The 21,589-nt window shown below is 43.5% G+C and carries 21 protein-coding genes; 2 read left to right on the top strand and 19 right to left on the bottom strand.

Annotation, left to right across the window (positions count from 1 at the left end):
- Nucleotides 1-379: 379 nt before the first annotated feature.
- Both WKT08_RS09265 and WKT08_RS09270 read right to left on the bottom strand, forming a co-directional pair.
- Nucleotides 380-1,015 (bottom strand): SdpI family protein, encoded by a 636-nt coding sequence (locus WKT08_RS09265; RefSeq protein ID WP_061455895.1) that lies wholly within the window; start codon nucleotides 1,013-1,015, stop codon nucleotides 380-382.
- Nucleotides 1,002-1,283 (bottom strand): autorepressor SdpR family transcription factor, encoded by a 282-nt coding sequence (locus WKT08_RS09270; RefSeq protein WP_003009465.1) that lies wholly within the window; start codon nucleotides 1,281-1,283, stop codon nucleotides 1,002-1,004. Before WKT08_RS09270 ends, WKT08_RS09265 begins: the two co-directional genes overlap by 14 nt.
- Before the next feature lie 966 nt (nucleotides 1,284-2,249).
- Here WKT08_RS09270 and WKT08_RS09275 point away from each other — a divergent pair.
- A complete protein-coding gene (locus WKT08_RS09275; protein WP_340281612.1) occupies nucleotides 2,250-3,419 on the top strand; it encodes a CynX/NimT family MFS transporter in 1,170 nt (389 codons plus the stop codon).
- 108 nt (nucleotides 3,420-3,527) lie between these two features.
- On the opposite strand, the gene WKT08_RS09280 is transcribed toward WKT08_RS09275, so the two are convergent.
- The 11 genes from WKT08_RS09280 to WKT08_RS09330 all read right to left on the bottom strand — a co-directional run bounded on the left by WKT08_RS09280 (nucleotide 3,528) and on the right by WKT08_RS09330 (nucleotide 14,246).
- The gene (locus WKT08_RS09280; RefSeq protein ID WP_340281615.1) at nucleotides 3,528-4,652 is read right to left on the bottom strand and encodes a LysM peptidoglycan-binding domain-containing protein; all 1,125 of its coding nucleotides are present in this window, start codon (nucleotides 4,650-4,652) and stop codon (nucleotides 3,528-3,530) included.
- Nucleotides 4,653-4,946: 294 nt separating this feature from the next.
- The gene (locus WKT08_RS09285) at nucleotides 4,947-5,570 is read right to left on the bottom strand and encodes a V-type ATP synthase subunit D (protein ID WP_009731999.1); all 624 of its coding nucleotides are present in this window, start codon (nucleotides 5,568-5,570) and stop codon (nucleotides 4,947-4,949) included.
- Between the two features lie 3 nt (nucleotides 5,571-5,573).
- Nucleotides 5,574-6,959 (bottom strand): V-type ATP synthase subunit B, encoded by a 1,386-nt coding sequence (locus WKT08_RS09290; protein WP_340281618.1) that lies wholly within the window; start codon nucleotides 6,957-6,959, stop codon nucleotides 5,574-5,576.
- Nucleotides 6,946-8,736 (bottom strand): V-type ATP synthase subunit A, encoded by a 1,791-nt coding sequence (locus WKT08_RS09295; RefSeq protein WP_041826169.1) that lies wholly within the window; start codon nucleotides 8,734-8,736, stop codon nucleotides 6,946-6,948. The genes WKT08_RS09290 and WKT08_RS09295 overlap by 14 nt, the downstream gene beginning before the upstream one ends.
- Nucleotides 8,737-8,769: 33 nt before the next feature.
- Entirely contained in the window at nucleotides 8,770-9,474 is a 705-nt protein-coding gene (locus tag WKT08_RS09300; protein WP_340281622.1) for a GNAT family N-acetyltransferase, read from the bottom strand.
- A complete protein-coding gene (locus WKT08_RS09305; RefSeq protein ID WP_031572747.1) occupies nucleotides 9,471-9,791 on the bottom strand; it encodes a V-type ATP synthase subunit F in 321 nt (106 codons plus the stop codon). The genes WKT08_RS09300 and WKT08_RS09305 overlap by 4 nt, the downstream gene beginning before the upstream one ends.
- Nucleotides 9,772-10,791 (bottom strand): V-type ATPase subunit, encoded by a 1,020-nt coding sequence (locus WKT08_RS09310; RefSeq protein WP_340281624.1) that lies wholly within the window; start codon nucleotides 10,789-10,791, stop codon nucleotides 9,772-9,774. Before WKT08_RS09310 ends, WKT08_RS09305 begins: the two co-directional genes overlap by 20 nt.
- Before the next feature lie 9 nt (nucleotides 10,792-10,800).
- Nucleotides 10,801-11,391, bottom strand: a complete 591-nt coding sequence (locus tag WKT08_RS09315; RefSeq protein WP_340281626.1) for a hypothetical protein — start codon at nucleotides 11,389-11,391, stop codon at nucleotides 10,801-10,803.
- A gap of 70 nt (nucleotides 11,392-11,461) precedes the next feature.
- Nucleotides 11,462-11,941, bottom strand: coding sequence for a V-type ATP synthase subunit K (locus WKT08_RS09320; protein WP_003009435.1), 480 nt, complete (start codon nucleotides 11,939-11,941; stop codon nucleotides 11,462-11,464).
- A gap of 30 nt (nucleotides 11,942-11,971) precedes the next feature.
- Nucleotides 11,972-13,933, bottom strand: a complete 1,962-nt coding sequence (locus WKT08_RS09325; RefSeq protein ID WP_340281629.1) for a V-type ATP synthase subunit I — start codon at nucleotides 13,931-13,933, stop codon at nucleotides 11,972-11,974.
- Nucleotides 13,923-14,246 carry a hypothetical protein gene (locus tag WKT08_RS09330; RefSeq protein WP_340281631.1) on the bottom strand — a complete coding sequence of 108 codons (324 nt, stop codon included), beginning with the start codon at nucleotides 14,244-14,246 and terminating at the stop codon, nucleotides 13,923-13,925. The genes WKT08_RS09325 and WKT08_RS09330 overlap by 11 nt, the downstream gene beginning before the upstream one ends.
- 293 nt (nucleotides 14,247-14,539) lie before the next feature.
- Here WKT08_RS09330 and WKT08_RS09335 point away from each other — a divergent pair, with 293 nt between their 5' ends.
- Nucleotides 14,540-15,379, top strand: coding sequence for a MurR/RpiR family transcriptional regulator (locus WKT08_RS09335; protein ID WP_118228641.1), 840 nt, complete (start codon nucleotides 14,540-14,542; stop codon nucleotides 15,377-15,379).
- Between the two features lie 97 nt (nucleotides 15,380-15,476).
- Here the strand turns inward: WKT08_RS09335 and WKT08_RS09340 are convergent, their stop codons facing one another.
- Genes WKT08_RS09340 through WKT08_RS09365 form a run of 6 tightly spaced genes read right to left on the bottom strand, consistent with a single transcriptional unit; the run spans nucleotide 15,477 to nucleotide 21,581 of the window.
- Nucleotides 15,477-16,364 carry an ROK family protein gene (locus tag WKT08_RS09340; RefSeq protein ID WP_003009424.1) on the bottom strand — a complete coding sequence of 296 codons (888 nt, stop codon included), beginning with the start codon at nucleotides 16,362-16,364 and terminating at the stop codon, nucleotides 15,477-15,479.
- A 15-nt stretch (nucleotides 16,365-16,379) separates the two neighbouring features.
- The gene (locus WKT08_RS09345; protein ID WP_223345918.1) at nucleotides 16,380-17,297 is read right to left on the bottom strand and encodes a dihydrodipicolinate synthase family protein; all 918 of its coding nucleotides are present in this window, start codon (nucleotides 17,295-17,297) and stop codon (nucleotides 16,380-16,382) included.
- A 31-nt stretch (nucleotides 17,298-17,328) separates the two neighbouring features.
- Nucleotides 17,329-18,435, bottom strand: coding sequence for a Gfo/Idh/MocA family protein (locus tag WKT08_RS09350; RefSeq protein WP_006595261.1), 1,107 nt, complete (start codon nucleotides 18,433-18,435; stop codon nucleotides 17,329-17,331).
- A gap of 25 nt (nucleotides 18,436-18,460) precedes the next feature.
- On the bottom strand, nucleotides 18,461-19,294 hold the full coding sequence (locus WKT08_RS09355) for a carbohydrate ABC transporter permease (RefSeq protein ID WP_045760232.1): 834 nt from the start codon (nucleotides 19,292-19,294) through the stop codon (nucleotides 18,461-18,463).
- Complete coding sequence (locus tag WKT08_RS09360; protein WP_023920083.1) at nucleotides 19,294-20,178, bottom strand: carbohydrate ABC transporter permease; 885 nt, start codon at nucleotides 20,176-20,178, stop codon at nucleotides 19,294-19,296. The genes WKT08_RS09355 and WKT08_RS09360 overlap by 1 nt, the downstream gene beginning before the upstream one ends.
- 53 nt (nucleotides 20,179-20,231) lie before the next feature.
- Nucleotides 20,232-21,581, bottom strand: a complete 1,350-nt coding sequence (locus WKT08_RS09365) for an ABC transporter substrate-binding protein (RefSeq protein ID WP_023920080.1) — start codon at nucleotides 21,579-21,581, stop codon at nucleotides 20,232-20,234.
- Between the last annotated feature and the right edge of the window lie 8 nt (nucleotides 21,582-21,589).

Genomic DNA, 21,589 nt, shown 5'->3' on the forward strand with positions numbered 1-21,589 from the left:
GGAAAGTATGGGTTTCAGTTGGACTAAAAATAGCGTAATATTAGGGCTTTTCAGAAAAATATCTACAGATTAATTTCATAAAATATGAATAAGTTTAAGCGAAATAGGGGAATTACTTTTAATATTTTATTTACAATTATAATTTATCAATGGTTTTCCTTCAATAATAGTATATAATGGAAGAAAACTGAGTCAACTATCCAGAAAGATACTATTCTGTCTGAAAATAGAATATAGTAGCCAAGTGTAAAGAATATACTATAAGCTTTCCGAAAAATTCGTATTTTCCTGAACGTTTTGAATTTGAAACGATGAACAAACAAAAACAACCGGAAAAGAAACCGTTCCCGACTGGCTTCTTCTCTGGTTGTTTTTCATACTAACGATTTTTCCGACTTAATTGATAAGAGTACACCATAGGGATAACCACAATGGCGAGGATGACCAGCACCAAAACATAAGAAAGTGCGAATTGAAGTCCTGCTTCAAGTAGAAGGATCAAACCTCCGAGGACCCACAACTTCCCTGCCAAGCGATGGGTTTTGTGCCAGTTATCTTCACTCTGCAAAGTCCAAGGCAGACGTATTCCAACCGTGTGATTCACTTTTAGCTTCGGCATGTAATTGCCCATGATCACAAAGATGAGACCCAGCAACACCGAAACAAAAACTGATGGATTGGTAGTAGATCCTAGCGCCTTGCTATAGATGAGATAGGAGGTACTTAAGGAAACGATTGGGGTCAACCAGTAAATCGCTCTGATCATTTTCTCATTCATCGTGCGATTCTTAGGATCACGTCCGATCACGAAAATCATAAACAGATGCACCATGAGATCGAAAATAGGAAGACCAAACACAACCAGGGGTTTCGATTGGAAGTTATTGGCCTGGCCAGCAAAATTGAAGTGAATCGGGATTTGGTTAGGCAATTGCGACCAAATCATCAGCCCCCAAAGCATGGGGAAAAGGATCACCATAGAAGTTAATAGCAATAGTTTTTTATTCGTTTTCATCAGTAGAGTCTCCTTTCAAATCAACGAGCCAGACCATTAAATCCTCCAAGACAGAAGTATTGAGTTCATAGTAGATAAAATTCTTCTCTTTTTCCTCTCGAATTAAATCTGCCTGCTTGAGGAGGCTTAAATGATGGGAAATCGTCGCTCCTGCTACATCAAAGTGGCCAGCGATATCACCAGCAGATAATTTCCCCGCCTTTAGCAGTTCTAAGATACTTCTTCTTATCGGATTCGATAAAGCTTTAAATGTTTGCGCAAAATTCATTCTCTATCTCCTCTATTCTATTTAGAAATGTTTCTAAATAGATTCTAGTGCTTTCGGATGGGTTTGTCAACTCTATTTAGAAAAAAATCTAAATAGTTTCTGTTGTAAAAAATTATCAGACCTAAGACCGATTCTTATAAACAGCGTCTTTTCTTAAGTTTTCTTTAAGAAATCAGCCTTATAATAAAACCATCAAATGAAGACCTCCTAACTTTGTTTGATAGAAAATCCTAAACTTTTTCATAATAATCTCCCTATAAGAGCCACCAAAACCGGTGGCTTTTTCTCTACGTACCTTTACGAGCATCAGCGAGTTTAGGTACGTTGACGCAGTTCGAACGACAGTGAGAACTACGATCTTTATTTCCTTAGCGAACGTTAGTGAGCTTAAGTACATTGACGCAGTTTAAGCAGAGCGGAAACTACATACTTTAAAAAGAAAAAGTTATTATAAATAAAAACACAGCTTATTTGTGATGCTAGCTAATGTATTTTCTCAGACTTCAGACCGATTCTTTCGATCAGCGCCTTTTCTTAAGTTTTCTTTAAGCAAACCGCCTTATAATAAAACCATCAAATAAAGACCTCCTAACTTTGTTTGATAGAAAATCCTAAACTTTTTCATAATAATCTCCCTATAAGAGCCACCAAAACCGGTGGCTTTTTCTATGGGAGTGAGACAGAACAATTTTATAAAATTGTTCGTTGTCTCACCCCCGCACAGTTGATTAGGTATTCTTTGGAGCTATAAGAGCGAACAAAGATACCAATCAACCACTGCGTTATGCAATTGTTACTAATCTATTTTTGTGAACCAGACCTAGTAAGGGCGTAGACGAACTTAGGTACGTTGACGCAGTTCGAACGCTAGTGAGAACTACGTTCCTTCTCCTTCATTTGTACTAATACTCCAATTTATGCTCGATCTATGTTATAATGAAGAGAATTTTTGTCTGAGGAGGATTTATGAAAAAAACACATTCTATGCTATTCATCCCGGGCATCATTATGCTTGGGATTGTTTTACGAACACCATTTACTACGCTTCCGACGGTCTTGTCTGACATCGCTGCTGGTTTGGGGGTAGATGTGAGCTCTCTGGGACTATTGATTAGCCTACCACTTCTCACCTTTGCCATTTTCTCACCTTTTGCGATTCAATTTGCTAAAAAGTTGGGGATTGAGCGCCTCTTCTTTCTTGTCTTGATCGCAATGACGATCGGATCTGCCATTCGGATTATCAACCTCCCCTTCCTCTATCTGGGAACCATCTTGATTGGAGCTGGCATCGCCTTTCTCAATGTGCTACTTCCAAGCCTGATTCAGGCGAACAGACCCCGCCAACTAGGCATTCTGACCACTTTGTACATCACTTCTATGGGGATGTCCACAGCGATCGCCTCTTCTGTTGCCGTTCCGATCACCAAAGCCACTTCTTGGCAAGGTTTGGTCAACATCTTGACAGCCTTATGTGCTCTTGCTTTGGTCATCTGGATTCCTAACCTTCGCTACAACCACCATCTAAAAAAGACGGCTACTACAGAATCTAGTAGCAAGTGGTATACCAATAAGTATGTCTGGGCTATCATGATTTTTGGAGGCTTGCAGTCACTGCTTTTCTACACAAGTATGACCTGGCTTCCGACCATGGCTGTTCAAGCTGGCCTTTCAAAGGTTGAATCTGGACTACTGGCTTCAGTATTTACCTTGATCAGTCTCCCATTCTCCTTGACGATCCCAAGTTTAACGACACGATTATCCGATCGCAATCGACGCTTGATGCTGACGATTGTTGTCGGAGCAGGGATTCTGGGGGTAGCCATGCTCTTAATCCCGACCAGCAACTTCTTCTACTGGTTGGTATTAAATGCCCTGATTGGAAGTTCCGTTAGTTCGCTCTTCCCTTACCTCATGGTCGCTTTCTCCATGAAATCCAGCACACCTGAAAAAACAGCTCAACTTTCTGGACTTGCCCAAACCGGAGGCTACGTTTTTGCAGCCTTTGGTCCCATCCTCTTCGGCTACAGCAAATCTCTCTTCCACTCTTGGACACCAGCTATCATCATGCTACTGGTCTTAACCATTATCATGGCCATTGCTCTTTATCAGGTGGAAAAAGTCGATCATATTTTATAACCATTGTCCGGCTAGAAGATTCGTCTTCTGGCCTTTTTTGTGCACTTTTATTGTGAATTCAAGCACACAAAAAAAGAACTAAGCTCTAGGCCTAGTTCAATAGTTTTATTATCCGTTAAATGAGATATGTACGTGGTCGTTGTGGTTTGCTGTATCTCCACCACGGTCTGGCATTTGGTTCCATGTATTAGCTGGTCCGTAAATGTTGTTTACTGGCATGTAGAATTGTTGTTTCCAAATAATATATGAGATACCTGCACGGTCCATGTTGTCAATCGCATACTGTGCAACTTGATCTCCAAGCTCTGAATTTGTTGGAACCATCACGTCTACTGCAAGTCCTTTACCATGGTCTTCTGGATCCCCTTCACGGTAACCACCGATGTTTGTGATACCGAATTTCGCTGCAATTTCTTGACGGAAAGCTTCCGCTTGAGGTTGAAGATTTGGATCAGTTGGAATAGTATTTCCGCTTGTTGGAGTTGATGCTACTGGTTGCACTTCAGGTGCTGCAGCAGTTTCTACTGCTGGTTGTGCTGCTGGAGCTTCAGGAGCAGAAGCTGGTGTTTCAGCAGGAGCTTCGGTTGCTGGAGCAGATTGAGGAGCAGCTGGCGCTACTTCTTGATTTTGAACTTCAACATTGACAGCTGGAGCACCGTAGTTTGGTGTTTCTGGAACAGCTGGTTGTGCTGGTGTTTCTGCTGCTGGTACTTCAACTACTGGAGCTTCTGCTGGGGCTTCTTGAGTTTCCGTTGCTGGAGCAACTGGAACAGCTTTGTTATCTTCGTTTACTGGTTTTGACAAATCGTTGACAGCGACTGTTTGGTCATCAACTGTCACTTGGTTTGTTGTCAAGTCAGCACTTGCAACGGTTGCATCTGTCGAACCTGCTTGAGGAGTTTGGATTTCAACTGAAGTTACTTCTTTTTGATCATTTACTGTTGTTTTCAAAACAGTACCTGGGTAGATCAAATCCATGTTGCTGATGTTGTTCAAGTTTGCCAACACATGAACATCGATTCCAAGCGCTTCTGCGATCGAACTCAATGTATCACCATATTTGATGGTATAAGTTTGTTGGTTTTCACCGCTTTGTTGGATATCATGTTTGATTTCATCTACTGAGCGAGCTACCCAATCTTCAAGTGTTTCTGCAGTGGCTTTTGTAAATGGAATCACTGCAAGAGCTACTGTTGAAGCGATCAAGGCTTTCGTATTAACTTTTAATTTCATCTTTTATCCTCTTTTTTCTTTGTTTTTTTGCTCAAGATTTTCTTGGACAAATTAACTACCATACTATCTTATCACAATTTAAAAATAATAAAAGGCCTTTTTGGCTATTTAACAAAACTGTATTTTTCTTGTAACATTTCGTCTTTCTTGTCACATTGTTACAAACTAGTAACATAAAAAGAGGGTGGTGGAAGAAGAGTTCGAGGGCGCAAAAAAAGCCTCATCAAGGAGCGGCTCCTCGATGAGGTTCTTGTCTTTTTCAAGTAATTGAACACGCCTACAACTCTTTGTATCTTACTTCACCTTCATGATTCTGACAAGGTTGGCGCGTTCGGCTTCTTCGAGTTTCATTTCGATATAATAGATAGTTTCTTTGAGATCTGGGATAGTCGCATACTCGAGTCCGTTCACTCGACGGCGGGTTTTCTCGATTTCGTCTGCCATGAGTTGGCAACTTTTTTCGATTTCCGCTAATTTGAGCAAATCTGGGAGGAGTGCTCCCATTTCTTGAATGGTACTATCCATTTGACTGTTGGATGCTAGGTAGCTATAGACCACATCTCCTTCATCATCTCCGTACGGATTATCGATACGAGCATGAAGCTTGGGCACGCGCACACTCATGACATTTTCTTCTTCGATATGAAGAGAGACTTCACGGGTTGGCACAGCAAAGATTTCTTCCACCATGAGGTCGCTCTCTAAGGACTTGGCCATCACGAAATCTTGCATGTTGCCCACCAGCGCTGCCTCCACCTTTTGGCGCAAGCGATTATTCTCACGTACAGCTTCAATAAAGCGACGCATGAGTTCATCCCGCTTATCCTTGAGCAACTTATGCCCCCGGGTTGCTGTCTTGAGGCGCTCTTTGAGAATATTGAGCTCCATCCGAGTCGGTTTTACATTTAATCGTGCCATAGGCTAATCCTCTTTGTTTGGCAGATACTTGTCAATCATCTCATCCTTGATCCGTTTAAGCTCTGTTCGTGGAAGGATGTATAAGAGTTCCCAACCGAGATCCAAACTTTCCTCAATCGTCCGATTGGTAGTGAAACCTTGATTGATGTATTCTTGCTCAAAGCGATCGGTAAATTTGACATAGAGCTTGTCGGTATCTGACAAGGCAGACTCCCCAAGCACTACAGCCAGTTCTTTGGCTTGTTTTCCTTGGGCGTAAGCCGCAAAGAGCTGGTTCATGGTCGCCGCATGGTCTTCCCGAGTCTTGCCTTCACCAGAACCCTTGTCCTTCAAACGAGAAAGGGATGGAAGAACATTGATCGGTGGACGGTAACCACTATTGTAGAGATCGCGGGACAAGATAATCTGACCTTCTGTGATGTAGCCTGTCAAGTCAGGGATGGGGTGGGTGATGTCATCCTCTGGCATGGAAAGGATTGGAATTTGAGTCACAGATCCTTTCTTTCCAACCAAGCGTCCTGCACGTTCGTAGAGGGTTGAGAGGTTAGTATAAAGGTAACCTGGATAGCCCCGACGTCCTGGAACCTCCCGGCGGGCAGCGGATACTTCCCGAAGGGCTTCACAGTAGTTGGTCATATCGGTCATAATGACCAAAACATGCATGTCTTTTTCATAGGCCAAATATTCGGCTGCGGTCAAGGCGATCCGAGGAGTCGCAATCCGTTCGATAGCTGGGTCATTGGCTAAGTTGATGAAGAGGACAGAGCGGTCAATCGCTCCTGTCTCCCGAAGGTCGTTCATAAAGAACTCGGCTTCTTCAAAGGTAATCCCCATGGCCGCAAAGACCACGGCAAAGTTTTCTTCGGAATTAAGAACTGTCGCTTGACGAGCAATCTGAGCCGCCAACTCCTTGTGAGGAAGACCAGAACCTGAGAAGACTGGGAGTTTTTGGCCCCGAACCAAGGTATTCAAATGGTCAATGGCTGAGATCCCTGTCTGGATAAATTCATCCGGATAGTCCCGTGAAACAGGGTTGATAGCTTGCCCATCAATGTCCAAGTACTTCTCTGGGATAATCTCTGGACCGCCATCGATGGGTTTGCCCATCCCGTTAAAGATGCGTCCGACCATGTCTTCAGACACAGGAAGTTCTAGGGGACGTCCGGTAAAGCGGACTTTGGCTTTTTCTAAGTTGATCCCGCTAGATCCTTCAAAGAGCTGGACCATTGCCTTATCTTCTTGGACTTCGAGGACTTGTCCCTGACGGGTCGTTCCGTCATGGAGCTTGATTTCTACCAATTCATTGTAGTGAACTCCTTCGACCTGATCGACAATCATCAAGGGGCCAACAACTTCGCTGACAGTACGGTATTCTTTAATCACGCTCATTGTCTACTCCTCCTTTTGCGACGATTTGGTGTAGGGTTTCTACGATTTCTTCTTTCAGGGCTTGAATGGTTGCCAACTGGTCCTCATGGATGAACTTGCTACGGGCAATGCGGTCTCGAAGGGCCACGGTTCCTTCCATGATTTCTGTGAAGTAGGCCCCTAATTCCAACGCTTTTTGACTTTCTTGGTCAAAGGTCAAAATGTTGGTCAACAAGGCCACCTGCTTGCTGAAAGAGGTATAGGTATCGACCTCATCAAAGGCATTTTGTTGCAGGTAGTCTTCGCGGATCATCTTGGCCGCATTCATGGTCAAGCGGTCCTTTTCAGACAAGGAATCCAGACCAACCAGGCGAACGATTTCTTGCAATTCACTTTCCTTTTGAAGCAAGTTCATGGCACGGGTCACTTTTTCAGACCAGCTGATTTGTTCATGTAGATCGATATAGCGACCAACTTCATCTTGGTAAAGAGAATAAGAACTCAACCAGTTGATGGCTGGGAAGTGGCGGCGTTGGGCCAATTGAGCATCTAAGCCCCAGAAGACCTTAACAATTCGCAAGGTATTTTGCGTTACCGGCTCTGAAATATCTCCACCTGGAGGAGAAACGGCACCGATGGCGGTAATCGAACCTTCACGCGCAGTGGTTCCAAGTGTCTTGACCCGACCTGCACGCTCGTAGTATTCAGCGATCCGGCTACCAAGGTAGGCTGGGTAGCCTTCATCCCCTGGCATTTCTTCTAGACGACCAGACATTTCACGGAGAGCTTCTGCCCAACGAGAAGTAGAATCCGCCATGATGGCAACGGAATAGCCCATATCACGGAAGTATTCGGCAATAGTAATCCCTGTGTAGATGGAAGCTTCACGCGCCGCTACTGGCATGTTCGAAGTGTTGGCGATCAGAACAGTCCGTTGCATGATGGATTGACCAGTCGTTGGATCGATCAATTCTGGAAATTCATTCAGAACGTCCGTCATTTCATTTCCTCGTTCCCCACAACCAACGTAAATTACGATGTCTACATTGGCAAACTTAGCCACCTGGTGTTGCACAACTGTTTTCCCAGCTCCGAAAGGACCAGGAACAGCTGCAGCTCCACCTTTAGTCACAGGGAAGAAGGTATCGATGACCCGTTGACCTGTGACCAAAGGCTCTACTGGAATCAGTTTTTGTGCAAAGGGACGGCCTCGACGAACCGGCCATTTTTGCATCAAAGTACCAGTAAAGAGGCTACCATCTGCCTGCTCGATCTCATAAACCGGCTCTTCTACTGTGTAAGAACCTGCTGCGATCTTGGTCACACGTCCACTCACACCAAAGGGCACCATGATGCGGTGCTCCACCATATTGGTCTCTTGAACGGTACCGACGATGTCTCCTGCAACCACCTCTGTTCCTTCTGTCACGCTTGGTTCAAAGGCCCATTTGGTGTCCCGATCTAGATTTGGAACTTGCACCCCACGAACCAAAAAGTCACTGGCAGTAACTTCTTGGAAGCGTTCCAAGGGGCGTTGGATCCCGTCAAACATCTGAGAGATCAAGCCTGGTCCCAATTCAACAGAAAGGGGAGCTCCGGTTGTTACCACTGGTTCTCCTGGACCAACTCCAGACGTTTCTTCATATACTTGGATAGAGGCTTCGTCCCGCCGCATCTCAATAATTTCGCCAATCAAACCAAGATCGCCGACCCGGCAAATGTCTTGGATATTGGCCTCCTGCATCCCTGATGCAACCACCAAGGGACCGGAAACTTTGATAATTTTTCCTTGAGTCATGTATTCCTCCTGGGAATCCTTTGTTTCTTTGTTTTACTTTTGTGCTATCTCTCTTAGAGATTGCTTTTGTTGGCCATTGGCATCGAAATTGCTTGGATCCAACCAGGCTTCGAAGCGCTGTTTGATTTCTGGCCATTCTTGGTCAATGATGGACAACCAGTCTGTATCACGGGTCCGACCTTTATAAACAACAGCCTGACAGAAACAGCCTTCATAGGTGAACCCTAAGCGCTCAGCTGCTTTGCGAGATGCTTGGTTTAGGGCATCGCATTTCCACTCATAGCGGCGGTAGCCTAAATCTTCAAACACGTAGCGCGCTAACAGATACTGGGCTTCCGTAGCCATGCGTGTTTTTTGGAGCGCTGGTGAGTAGGTCACTGCTCCGACTTCGATCACCCGGTTGGCTTGATCGATCCGCATGAGAGAGAAAGTCCCCAAAGCCTTGCCTGAATCTTTGTCTACAATCGCATAGTAAAAGCGACCTTGAGCTGTCATGAGATCATCTAATAAGCGGTCCCACTCCTTTTCATTGTGGGCAGGACCTTTGAACAGAAAGGTCCACATAGCTGCTGGAGAGTCCGGCCCGTAGACCTGATAAAGATCTGCTCCATGTTTTTCTTTTGAGAGGCGCTCGATCACGGTATAGCGACCTTCGATCCGCTCAATAGCTGGCAGACGCCCCGGAGTAAAATCCGGCAGTGCATCGCCAATCGTTTGGCCAAATTCATTTGTTCTCATAAAATATCCTGTCCTACTGCTTTTTCGACATTATCACGAATCCGCTGTTGGCCCAGTCCTGTAGTCCCTCTATGGGTCGGGATAAGGATCAAAGCCGGTGTCAGCTGCTGGTCGTAAAAAGCCACTGTTTCTGGAATGGCCTGAGCAATATCCTCTGTCAGGTAGATAATCCCGAAGTTTTCCCGACTGAGTTTTCGCAAGGTATTGATCGCTTCTTGCGGCTCTGTGACCGGATAGGTTTGAAAGCCAATCAGGCGAAAAGGAAGGATGGCGTCCCGATTGCCCACAACGGCGATCTTATAGGTCTGTTTGTCCATAAATCGGTCTCATCCTTTCTTTAATTTCTGCTAGCGGAAAACCATTGTCCAAACCAGAGAGGACCAAACGAAGGTTGGTCACCTCTAACTCTTTTCCGTAAAGATAACGAACAAGAGGGAGTGGTCCATCGACTTCAAAACGGCCAGCGTCTAGAAGACTGAATTTCACCAAACTCTCTAAATACTCCAACTCTACGGTCTTTAGTTGACCGGTGCGCATCTTTTCTTCATAAGTCTCTAAGGCGAGATCGTAGTCCAGCGGATTGACTTGATAAAACCAGGTCAACCACTGACCGGATTCTAGCAGGTCGATCACCTGATGGGCACTGAGGCTCCCTTCATCTGAAAGTAATTGGTGCATAAAGCTATGCGGTTTTTGCTGATCCAAGGCCCGCTTAACTGTAATCGCATTGTAAAAGTCAATGGTCACGTTCACCAACTGCTTCAGAATCGGATGATCTAGGCTGTCCCCTAAGTATCTCAGATGTTTAAAATAAGCTAAATCCATCCCGATTTCGAGAACCCGCAAGTCCTGATAGTCTTGGAATTCTTGCCAGGTTGCAGCCACTTCTTCCGCCATAAAGGCTGGGCAATGCTCCGCAGAAAAGGTCGCCACCAAATGCTCGAGCACATCGAGAGAATAAGGACCGATAGGGATCAATAAGTGCCCCAACTTGCGCTCTGTCGCCTTGTGTTTTAGATAAACCTTGAGATTATGATAGGTGTACTTCAAAGTAAAAAGGCTAACCAGGTCTGACTGAGGGCTTACCTCAAAAGCCCATTGGTATTCTGCCAACAAGGCTGCCATCAGACGGGCTTCAAGGGCTGCTAAATCCTTGATCTCTTTGCTATCTAGAGCATAAGGCGTCCCTTGTAGCAAGCCTTCTCGACTCTCGCTGGAGGGACTTGCAAGCAACTGCTCGAACTGACTGGGACTGACAAAACTAGCCTCACGTACGCTGATTCCTGTATTGACTTGAGAATAGGTCCGTTCGCTCATTGCAACCTCCTAGTTCTCTTCATTTGTGAAAATGCTGGCTGCCATCTGGTAGCTTTCTTGCTCCCAAATGGAATCCACCAAATCACGGTAGAGATAGTTGTCATCAATCTTCCCAACCGACAAGACAAAGCCTGCCTGAGCTGGAATCGTCGCATCCGCAACTGTCACATTCTGATGAGTTTGCTTTAATTTCTCGAGAGCTGCTGGATCAAATTTGCTAGCACTCACCGCCCCAAAGGCCAGAGTCACAACTTGCCCTTGATAGCGGTCTAAAATCACATCTACAAACTGCATTTCCTTTTCAAGGGGCCAAGCCGCCATTGCTTCATAAGCATCTGCAAAGAGATCCTTTAAGACTCGTTGCTTGGTGACAAGGGTTGATTGGCGTTTTTTATTTTCGATTTGTTGGGTTTCACGTTGCAATTGACGTTGAATCCGCTTGAGCTGCTCAGAGCGTTGATTGAGTTTCTCTTGGATCAACCGCTCTTCTTGTGCAGTCTCTTCTTTTAGGATGGTTTCCTTGGCCTCTTCTAAGAGTTTACGCCCTTTTTCGTGGGCTTGGGCCAAGATCGAATCCTTTAATTGGGTTTGTTCATCCATATCGTTTTTTCTCCTATTGCATGCGTCTTGTGTTTTTCGCCTCGCGAGGCGAATCCATCAAAGCTAGCTCTTAGCCGACGCGTAGGGTCAATAGGAAGGACACAACGAAGGCCAAGATGGCGTAGGTTTCAACCATGGCCGCAAGGATAACCCCTTTCATCATGTCTTCAGGACGTTTGGCCAAGATTTGCATCCCTGCTGTCGCAACATTTCCTTGGTGTTTTGCTGAGAAATAACCAACGATCGCAACTGGAAGAGCTGTAAAGAAGTAAGCAACTCCTGTTTCAAGTGGCATATCTGGCTTAATTTGCAACCAGATCAAGATCCCGATAACGAATCCGTACAAACCTTGTGTACCTGGCAACAATTGCAAAATCAAGGCTTGGGCAAATTTTTCGGGTTGTTCTTTCAAGAGGGCTGCTGCTGCTTGACCCGTTTTACCAACCCCAAGAGCAGATCCCATTCCACTAAGTGCAACTGCGATCGCCACACCAAATGCTGCAAAGAAGGCGCCCCCATGGGCTGAAAAATATGATGCTAAAGATTCCATGAATATACTCCTATTTTTTAAAGATAATACTTATTTTTTTGTTTTAATATAGCGTTCAGAAGGTTTGAGAGGACGAAATGGCTTGCCTCCTCCTTCGTAGAACTTACCGAAGAACTCCACAAAGATCAAACGGGCTCCATGCACATATCCTGACAAGAAGGACAGGAACATGTTAATGGCATGTAGGACGATAAAGAGCATAAGCCCTACCGTAAACCGTCCAAGCGGTGGGAAGAGATTGACAATGAGGTTGAAGGCCGAACCGATACTCGCTCCAGACAAGCCCAAGGCCATCAAACGGGTGAAGCTGACCAAGTCTCCGACATAGCCACTAACATTGTAGAGGTTAAAGAGACCAGACGCTAAACCGGATAGCTTCTTGGCACTGACAATGGAAACAATCAAGATCCCAATGGCATTCAAAATAGCTAGCCACTTGCCGATCGGAACTAGAAGGCTCATTCCTGGCAAGATATTGCCTACTGCTAGAAGCATTAAGCCAAGTAGGATCAAGACCCAAGCAAAGCCCGCATTATAGGCTTCGGTGTAGTCTTTGAGGCGGACATTTTTCATCCCCCCTAGTAACAAGCCCACTAAGACAGTGACAAAACCAAAGACCACTGAGAGGATCAGGATGGTCATAGCGTTGCTGGTCGTACTGATCAGGGCAAAAGGCATCTCAAATCCAAAGAAAGAGCCATAGACCACACCCCAAAGGGCAACTGAAACTCCTAGGAGACTGAAGAAACGAAGGTTTTTCGCTGTCCCAGGCTTGAGTTTAAAGGCTTTAAGGGCAAACCCTGTCGCTACCGTTAGCAACAGTCCATAACCGATATCTGCGACCATCATGCCAAAGAAAACAAAGTAGAAGAGAGATACGATCGGTGTCGGATCTTTCTCGTAATACTTAGGCAGGGCGTACATCTCTGTAACTAATTCAAAGGGCTCTACCAAGGCATTGTTTCGCAACTGAATCGGAACGTCATCCCAATCTTTTTCCGTCACATCGCGTGTCTCTAGTAAGACCCGAGAACCAAAACCTTCTTGCAAGAAGTCTCGTAATGAGTCCACTTGGGATGTTTCAATCCAACCCTCTAGGGCTACCAAGCTTTGCGTGCTGGCAAGAAGCGACTTGGCTTCCTCACGAGCTCCCAAGCTCAACAAGTAATCCATCTGGTACTTGAGTTGGTCCAACTCCTTCTGGGAGTTTTGTAACTCGGCTAGGGTTGCTGCAACTACAGCTTCTTGCTCCTTAATTTCTCCTTCTAGGCGATCCAAGTAGGCGGCCGGGACCTGCTCTTCTTCATAGTCCAATTCTTTGAACCCATGGTCTTCCAGAAGCTCCTGAACAGCTACACGATCTCCCGAACGATACAAGATGACATAGCCGTGTTCAGTTTCAGACGTAAAGACTTCTTCTAACTTCAGCTCAGGATGAGCTTTTAAGGAAGAACGAACGGCGTCTGTATCGCTATTGGGAATGGTCCCGATCAAGCCATGCACATAGTGAAAAGTAGCGAGAGCAGCTGGCGTCACCTCTAACGGTCGCCATTTTTCTAAGCGCTCTATCTCTCCCTTTGCATCCGCAATCTTCTGACGGGCCTTATCTAACACGTGCAATTGGCGTTTCAACTTGGTCAATAGGAGATCCTCGTCTCGAATCATCCCATGGGCCTGCAAGTCATCAAAAGACAAGCTTAAGGGTTCTTCCTTTAGAGCTTGCAGAGCCTTCTTCTCAGGCATGTAAGGCTCTAGAGTCTGAATCATTTTTTCAACTTGTTCTTGACGTTTTTGCAGCTCTACCAAGGCTTGACGATTGTCCTCTGTCAAGGGTTGAGACAAGGTATTTGCCTCAAAGGCAGCCTGCCATTCTTCATGCTCACTGAGGTCATAAATCTGGATTTTTGCCTCAGACTGTAGCGCTAGTAGGAGACTGTCCAAGTCATCTTTGGGTAAGATGAGGGACAGTTTTTGCATCTGACTAACGGCCATAGCTTGCTACCACCTTTGCTACAATGGCTTCAACTAACCCAGCTCGCTTATCGGTCATCGCCTCTTGTACCTTGGCATCATTGCGCGCAACCGTTTCTTCCAGATCTTTCGTTAAACGGACGAGTCTTTCCTGGGCGTTTTTTTCTGCCTCTGTGACCAATTGCTTGGTTTCCTCATCGTAATGCTGTGCCACTGTTGCAAGGCGATCGCGCGAATCCGTTCGGATTTGTTCAACTTGAGCTTCATAGCCTACGATCACGCCCTGAGCAGCTTGCTCGATCTCTTGCATCATCTCGAGTGTTGCATTCGACATCGTCACACCTCCTTATTCAACCATTGTTCTTCCAACAACAGTACAATTATCTTAAATTATACCACAATTCATATCGTTTGTTCAGGCCCAACCGGAAATTTTCAGAAAATTGTGGATAACCAACAAGCCACTACTGCCAGGATTGGTAGCGTTCTCTTCTTTTCGCATATCCTGTTCCTAGTTTCAGTATTTCTTACTTGCTTTTACTTGAATAAAGCGGTTACCCATGTTATAATGTGTAATATATTATAGGAGCATCCTGTTATTTCATCTCGTGAGAAAGGAGGATTGCTGTGAAACAAGATCAAGATTTACGCGCCATTATCGCCAGCCATGAAGCTGAGTTAACAGATATGGAACGCGACATTGCCCAATATTTTTTATCATCCGAAGCACGACAGCACTCCCTGTCCTCTTCTCGTGTAACGGAGTTACTCCACGTCTCAAAGGCAGCTTTAACGCGTTTCTCTCAAAAATGTGGTTTTTCCGGCTATCGGGAATTTGTCTATCACTTTAACGAAGAAACCAAAAATCAAAAACAGGTGCAAGTGCATGACGAACTGACGCTGAGCGTCTTGCAACGCTACCACCATATCAGTAACGTCACTGAAAGTCTGGTAAAAGATTCTCAATTAGATCGGGTAGCTGAACTAATCGATCAAGTAGACCGAGTCTATTTCTTCGGGATCGGTAGTTCCGGTTTAGTCGCTCGAGAAATGAAATTGCGCTTTATGCGACTAGGCGTCGTTTGTGAAGCCCTGACTGATCAAGACGGCTTTGCCTGGACGACCAGTATTCTCGATTCCTCTTGTTTAGTCATCGGTTTCTCATTGTCAGGAGGCACCAACTCCATTACAGATAGTCTCCTGGACGCCAAAGAAAAAGGGGCTAAAACGGTTCTTGTGACCGCTAACCCGGCTGCCATCCACCAAGGATTCACAGAAGTGTTACCGGCCGCACCTCTTCCTAGTAGTACCTATATCGATCGAATCTCCGCCATTTTACCACTCCTCATTGTGGTCGATTTGATCTATGCTCATTTCCTTAATAAAAGTCGAGAACAAAAGGAAATTGTCTTTAATAGCTACTGGGAAAACAAAAAACTTTCTAATCAACGTTCTCGAAAATCTTAATATGGTCTCCCTATTTAAAAAGCATGAAAGATCAGGCTTTCTTCATCTTTCATGCTTTTTTTGATGAATCAAAAACAAGTCGCCAACGCGACTTGTTTTATGTTTCATGTTTTTGTCTAAAGTGATAGTAAGCCCCCAACATACCCGCAGCGTTTTGATGGTGGGCAAATTCCAAACGGATCTTATCTGCTAGGCTAGGAACCAGTTCGGCACACAGGGCTTGATAGATTTTTGGCTTGAGGATGGCTTCCTGAGCCATAATCCCCCCTCCAAGAACGATGACCTCTGGATTGACCACATAAACGATATTGGCCAGTCCTTTGCCAAGGTAGGTCACCATTCGATCAATTCCAGCCATACAGATCTTATCTCCTTCTGTTGCCTGCTTAAAGATCCGGCGGCCATTCCACTGTTCCACAGGATCACCGTGATGTTCTGCCACATACTCGACCAAAGCCGTCGTTGAAGCTAGATCCTGAAAGGCACCATCTGGCAAATGAAGATAGCCAACCTCACAGGCTGAATTGCTAAAGCCATGAAAGACCTGACCATCGAGCAAGAGGCAACCGCCGATCCCTGTCCCAATCGTCAGGCAAACAGCATTGTTCGATCCTTTTGCATGGCCTGTGGTGACCTCTGCGAGACCGGCACAGTTAACATCATTTTCAATCTCGCAAGGGATCTGAAAGGTCTCTTCGATTTCCTTTTTGAATTGGGTGCCTGCATAGTTGGGAATTTGTGGGCCAGCATAAAAGATTTCTCCCTTATCAGGATCTACCATTCCGGCCGAAGAAATCGCCACCCCTGCCAAGGGATGCTTCTTCAAATAACGGGCTACGATTTCCTTTGTTGTGTTAAGAATGTGAGGTCCTCCTTTTTGAGCCTCCGTTGGCATTTCATGGGTCTCTAGGAGTTGCCCTTTTGCATCGGCTAAACCATACTTGATACTGGTCCCTCCGATATCAATTACAACATATGGATTCATCTAGACCTCCTTTGATCAAAGGAATCTGGCTTTTGTGTCCTGAATGAGTTGAGCAGCACGTTGGATCACTTCTTGATCCGCTTCTACTACTGGCGTCAAAGGGGAGCGAACAGATCCCAAGTCCAAACCTTCATTGATGCGCAAAACTGCTTTGATGACCGCATACATATTGCCATGAGCAGACGTCAAGACTCCGATAATATCATTGATGGCAAACTGCAGGGCACGCGCAGTCTCCAAGTCTTTCTCAGCAATTAGCTGATTGAGCTTCAAGAATAGCTCTGGCATCGCACCATAGGTGCCACCGATACCAGCATGTGCTCCCATGAGACGGCCACCTAAGAATTGTTCATCCGGACCATTAAAGACGATATGGTTATCGCCTCCTAAAGAAGCAAAAGTTTGAATGTCCTGAACAGGCATCGAAGAATTTTTCACCCCAATCACCCGTGGATTTTTCAACATTTCCTTGTAAAGACTCGGTGTCAAAGCTACCCCAGCCAATTGCGGGATATTGTAGATGACAAAGTCTGTATGGGGTGCAGCTGCACTGATTTCATTCCAGTAGTGGGCCACACCGTATTCTGGCAAGCGGAAGTAAATCGGCGGAATGGCCGCAATGGCATCCACTCCTAGTTCTTCTGCATGTCGTGCCAATTCCACGCTATCCTTGGTGTTGTTGCAGGCTACGTGAGCGATGATGGTCAATTTTCCTTTAGCTACTGCCATGACTTCTTCCAAGACCAGCTTGCGATCGGCCACGCTCTGGTAGATACATTCGCCAGAGGATCCGTTGACATACAAGCCCTGCACACCTTTCGCGATAAAATATTCTACGAGAGCACGCACCCGCTCCGGGCTAATTTCCCCTTGGTCATCATAGCAGGCATAAAAAGCAGGGATGACTCCTTCATATTTTTTTAAATCTGACATATTTTCTCCTTTTGTCGTATCAGTAATATTATTAACCCATGATCTCTGATAATTTAACTTTTCGGTCCTCATTAATGGAACGAGTACAAGCATCAGCAGACGCAATTGCTTCCAACGCCGCTTCCCCGGTTAATAGTTTTTCAAATTCTTTTGATACAGGAGCACCATTCATTATGTCATGAAGATATTTCATTTCTTTATCAATAACAGAAGATAACCATAATGGAGTTCGTTTCCCTGGTTTACCATAAGCAATGGCACCATCCATCTCAGTGCTATGATAAATTCTTGTACGGTCATCATCCTCTTCCTGAGATTCATGGATTAAGAAATAAGTTTCTTTTCCGTCTACTTTCAGAGTACCTTTACAATTAAATAAATCTAATTTTATAGCACCTTTCGTTCCCTGAATCAGAACATAGTGTTCCCCCCAACGATAGGCAGAACCCCATTCAAGCAAAGCAAATCGCTTACCAGGGAATTCCATATTGACAAAAATCATATCATCTTCATCGCCAAAGTTTTCCCCTTGGTGAGCAACATTTCCGCCTGTCATCGTAACTGTTTCAGGAATACCTCCCATTAAAAATTGAACGCAATCCAACTCATGAATATGGTGGTAAAGATGTCCTCCTGATTTTTCACGAATTTTTTTCCATGAAATGGATGGTTGTTGTTCTTCCCAGCCATTTCTAGCTGTATGACAGTACAAAACATCTCCAATAACTCCTTGGTTGATCAATTCTTTAGCATGATGGACACCATTAAAGAAATTCATAATATGACCAGCCATGAAAATCACACCATTTTCTTTACATGTTTCTACCATCTCTTTACAATCTTCATATGATAGGGCAATCGGTTTTTCACAAAAAACATTTTTTCCATTCTGAGCAGCTTTAATAACGGGTTCTTTATGCAGATTATTAGGAGAAGCAACAATCACACAGTCCACATCATCACTTTGAACCAATTCATCGAGTGATGATGCCACTCGGGCTCCTAATTCTTCTGCTACAGCTTCTGCATTTTCCGGATCATACACAACTGTAATTACTGCTCCATCATTTTCTTTCATATATCTTGCCAATTCAGCACCAAAGTATCCTGTGCCGACAACACCATAATTTACAACCATTGTTTTTCTCCTATTTCTATTTTTACTATTTTACAGATCCTTCAGAAAGACCACTTGCGATTTTATTTTGGATAATTGAGAAGAAGATAATTGAAGGCAATACTACAATTACGGATGCCGCCATCATATCTCCCCAATCCAGTATTTCCGAACCATTTAATGAACGCAAAGCCACTGCAACAGTCATCTTACTTGTATCATTGATCAGGATCAATGCATAAAGAAATTCATTCCAGGCATTGATAAAGGTATAGATCGCTGTAGCAACAATTCCTGGTGCTACAATTGGTAATACCACTTTATAGAAGGTGACAAATTTATTCGCACCATCTATTTTTGCTGCTTCCTCGATTCCAATTGGAACTGTTTGAAAGAACCCTACTAACAACCACACTGCATAAGGAACACTAAATGAAAGATAAACAATCATTAAACCAATTAAACTATTGGTTAATCCAACTTTTGCAATGGCGATCGAATAAGGAATTGCCAATAAAATCGGAGGGAAGATATAGGTAATTACAAGCAACCGGGACATAATCGCCCCTAATTTTGGAAAGAATCGAACAATACCATAAGCAGCCATTGCAGAAATGATAATAGCGATAACTGTTGTCGTTAATGCGATTAACAAGCTATTTTTTATATTATTTATAAAATGTAGATCATTAATGACATGCGTAAAATAATCTAGAGTAAACTGTTTAGGCCAAAATCTTGTTGGAAATTGGGTTAATTCTCCTTTTCCTTTCACAGAAGATAGGAGGATCCAAACTAAAGGAAAAATTGCGATAATAGTTGAAATAACTAAAACAACATGTGACCCAATATCAAGGAGTACATTTGTTCTTCTCTTCATCATTTTCTACCCTCCTTCTCCCATTTACTAATTACTCCAAAGTAAATGAAACATACTGCCAATAAGAAAATAAATAGCAAGACTGTTACCGCTGAGGCACGCCCAAGGAGTTTTGTTCCCCATCCGAGATTATATGCAAATATTGGCAATGTTGTTGTTGCGTTTGAAGGGCCTCCACCTGTAATCAGATAGATAATATCAAAGTTATTAAAGATCCATACTGTTCTAAGTACAACAAGTAATCCGACTACTACTTTAATATGAGGTAAAATTACAAATCGAAAAACTTGCCAACTGGAGGCTCCATCAATCCTAGCCGCTTCAAACTGTTCCTCCGGAACCGTTTGTAAGGCAGATAGAACATTGACCATGATCATAGGGGCACCAAACCAAATATTAATAAACACTAAACAGATGAAAGCCCACGTACTTTCTGTCAAAAATCCAGGGACGTGATTCATCAGTCCTAATTTCACAATCAAGTTAGGTAGATAACCATATACTCCATTTAAGATCCATTGCCAAGAAAAGGCAATGACAATAGTTGGGAACGCCCAAGGAACAATCAACAATGTCCTATATAACTTCTTAAAACGTCTAACTCTATGCAATGCAAGTGCTAATACAAAACCAACAAGCACTTGTCCCACAAGAGAAAAGACTGTCCATTTAAGGGAGTTGAAGAAGGCATTGTAGAAATTAGGATCCGATAAAACTGCTTTATAATTTGCTAATCCTACAAATTTATACCGCGGCATGATCAAATGTTTGTTTGTAAAGCTAAAATAAATGCTGGAGAAAAATGGGTAAACAAATAATAGTCCAACAATGATAATAGCAGGTAACACAAACACCCATCGAGTCAAATTTCTATTTTTGACCATATGCTTTTTCCTCTCTAAAAACAGAGGCTACATTATTGTAGCCTCTGCTATTATTATTTAACATCAACTGCTACAGTTTCGAATAAATCGTTCAATTGTTTTTCTGCATCCTTAGCAGCCTCCATTGGATCTTTACCATTTGTAATAATATCTTGGAACATTTGTTCAATGATATGTTGGTTTGTTAACATTCCAGCTTGAACACTTGGACCATTTTCATATCCAATAGCTGTACCTTTTTCTGCTGCTTTTGTAATAACTTCTTCTGCATGTTGGAATTTCTTGCGAACGTCATTATCTTTATAGGCTGGATCATCACTAATTCCTTTGATGGCAGGCAACATTCCAACAGGAGTTGAATCTAAGAAGCTAATATAATCTTTCTTTTCATACAAAGATTCTAAGAATGCTTTCGCTACTTCTGGATGTTTGGAATTCTTCCAAACTACCAATGGAATATTAGAAGTTTCAATACCATAATCTTTATCTGATTCTTTTACTTTTGGAATCGGATAGGCGTCAATTGCATCAATCAATTGAGGGCTATTTGCTTGAATACCACCTACATGGAAACCTGAGTTAAAGTCAAAGGCTGTCTTTCCTTGATAGAACAAAGTAGCTTGCTGCAAGACATTAAAGTTCAATGAATCTTTAGGAGAAAATTCCTTGTACATCTTCACCCAATATTTAATTCCATCTTGGGCCAGCTTGCTTGTCAAGTTAGCTTTCAAATCTTTTGTCAACAGACTTCCGCCACCGCTTCGTACGTAGAAATTTAAGAAGCGTGTACCCATCAGGTCATTTGTCCCAAAAGGAACAGACAATCCATAAACTCCATTTTCTTTTAATTTTTTTGAAGCTTCATACAACTGGTCCCATGTTTTTGGAACTTCAATATTATATTGTTTCAATAAATCAGTGCGAACCCACATGACTTGAGCATGTGAATACAAAGGAACAGAATAAAAATTGCCATCAACCTTCGCTTCATCTAATGCTGTTTTATTAAATTTATCTTCTCCGATTTTCTTAACGGTATCATTCAATGGAACTAAGGCATCTGAATTTACCATTTCCATAACTTGGTTTGGCAAAGCTGTACTAATATCTGGAACATTGCCATTTGCTAATCCAGTCGTCCATTTTGTATAGAAGTCATTCCATGAAAATGTCTCAATCTTGATTTTAACTTTTGGATGCTTCTTCATGAACTCATCAGCTGATTTTTGAATACTTTCTAACCGAGGCCCCTGAGTAAATGAGTGCCACATTACAATTTCACCAGATAATTCTCCAGTTTTATTACTTCCTTCTGCATCATTTTTTGAAGATGAACATGCAGTGACAAACAATGCGAATAACGCGAGAACCAAAGCGAAAAGAATTTTCTTACTATTTTTCATTGTTTTCC

Source organism: Streptococcus sp. HCA-5024 (assembly GCF_037890265.1).
GTDB lineage: Bacteria > Bacillota > Bacilli > Lactobacillales > Streptococcaceae > Streptococcus > Streptococcus lingualis.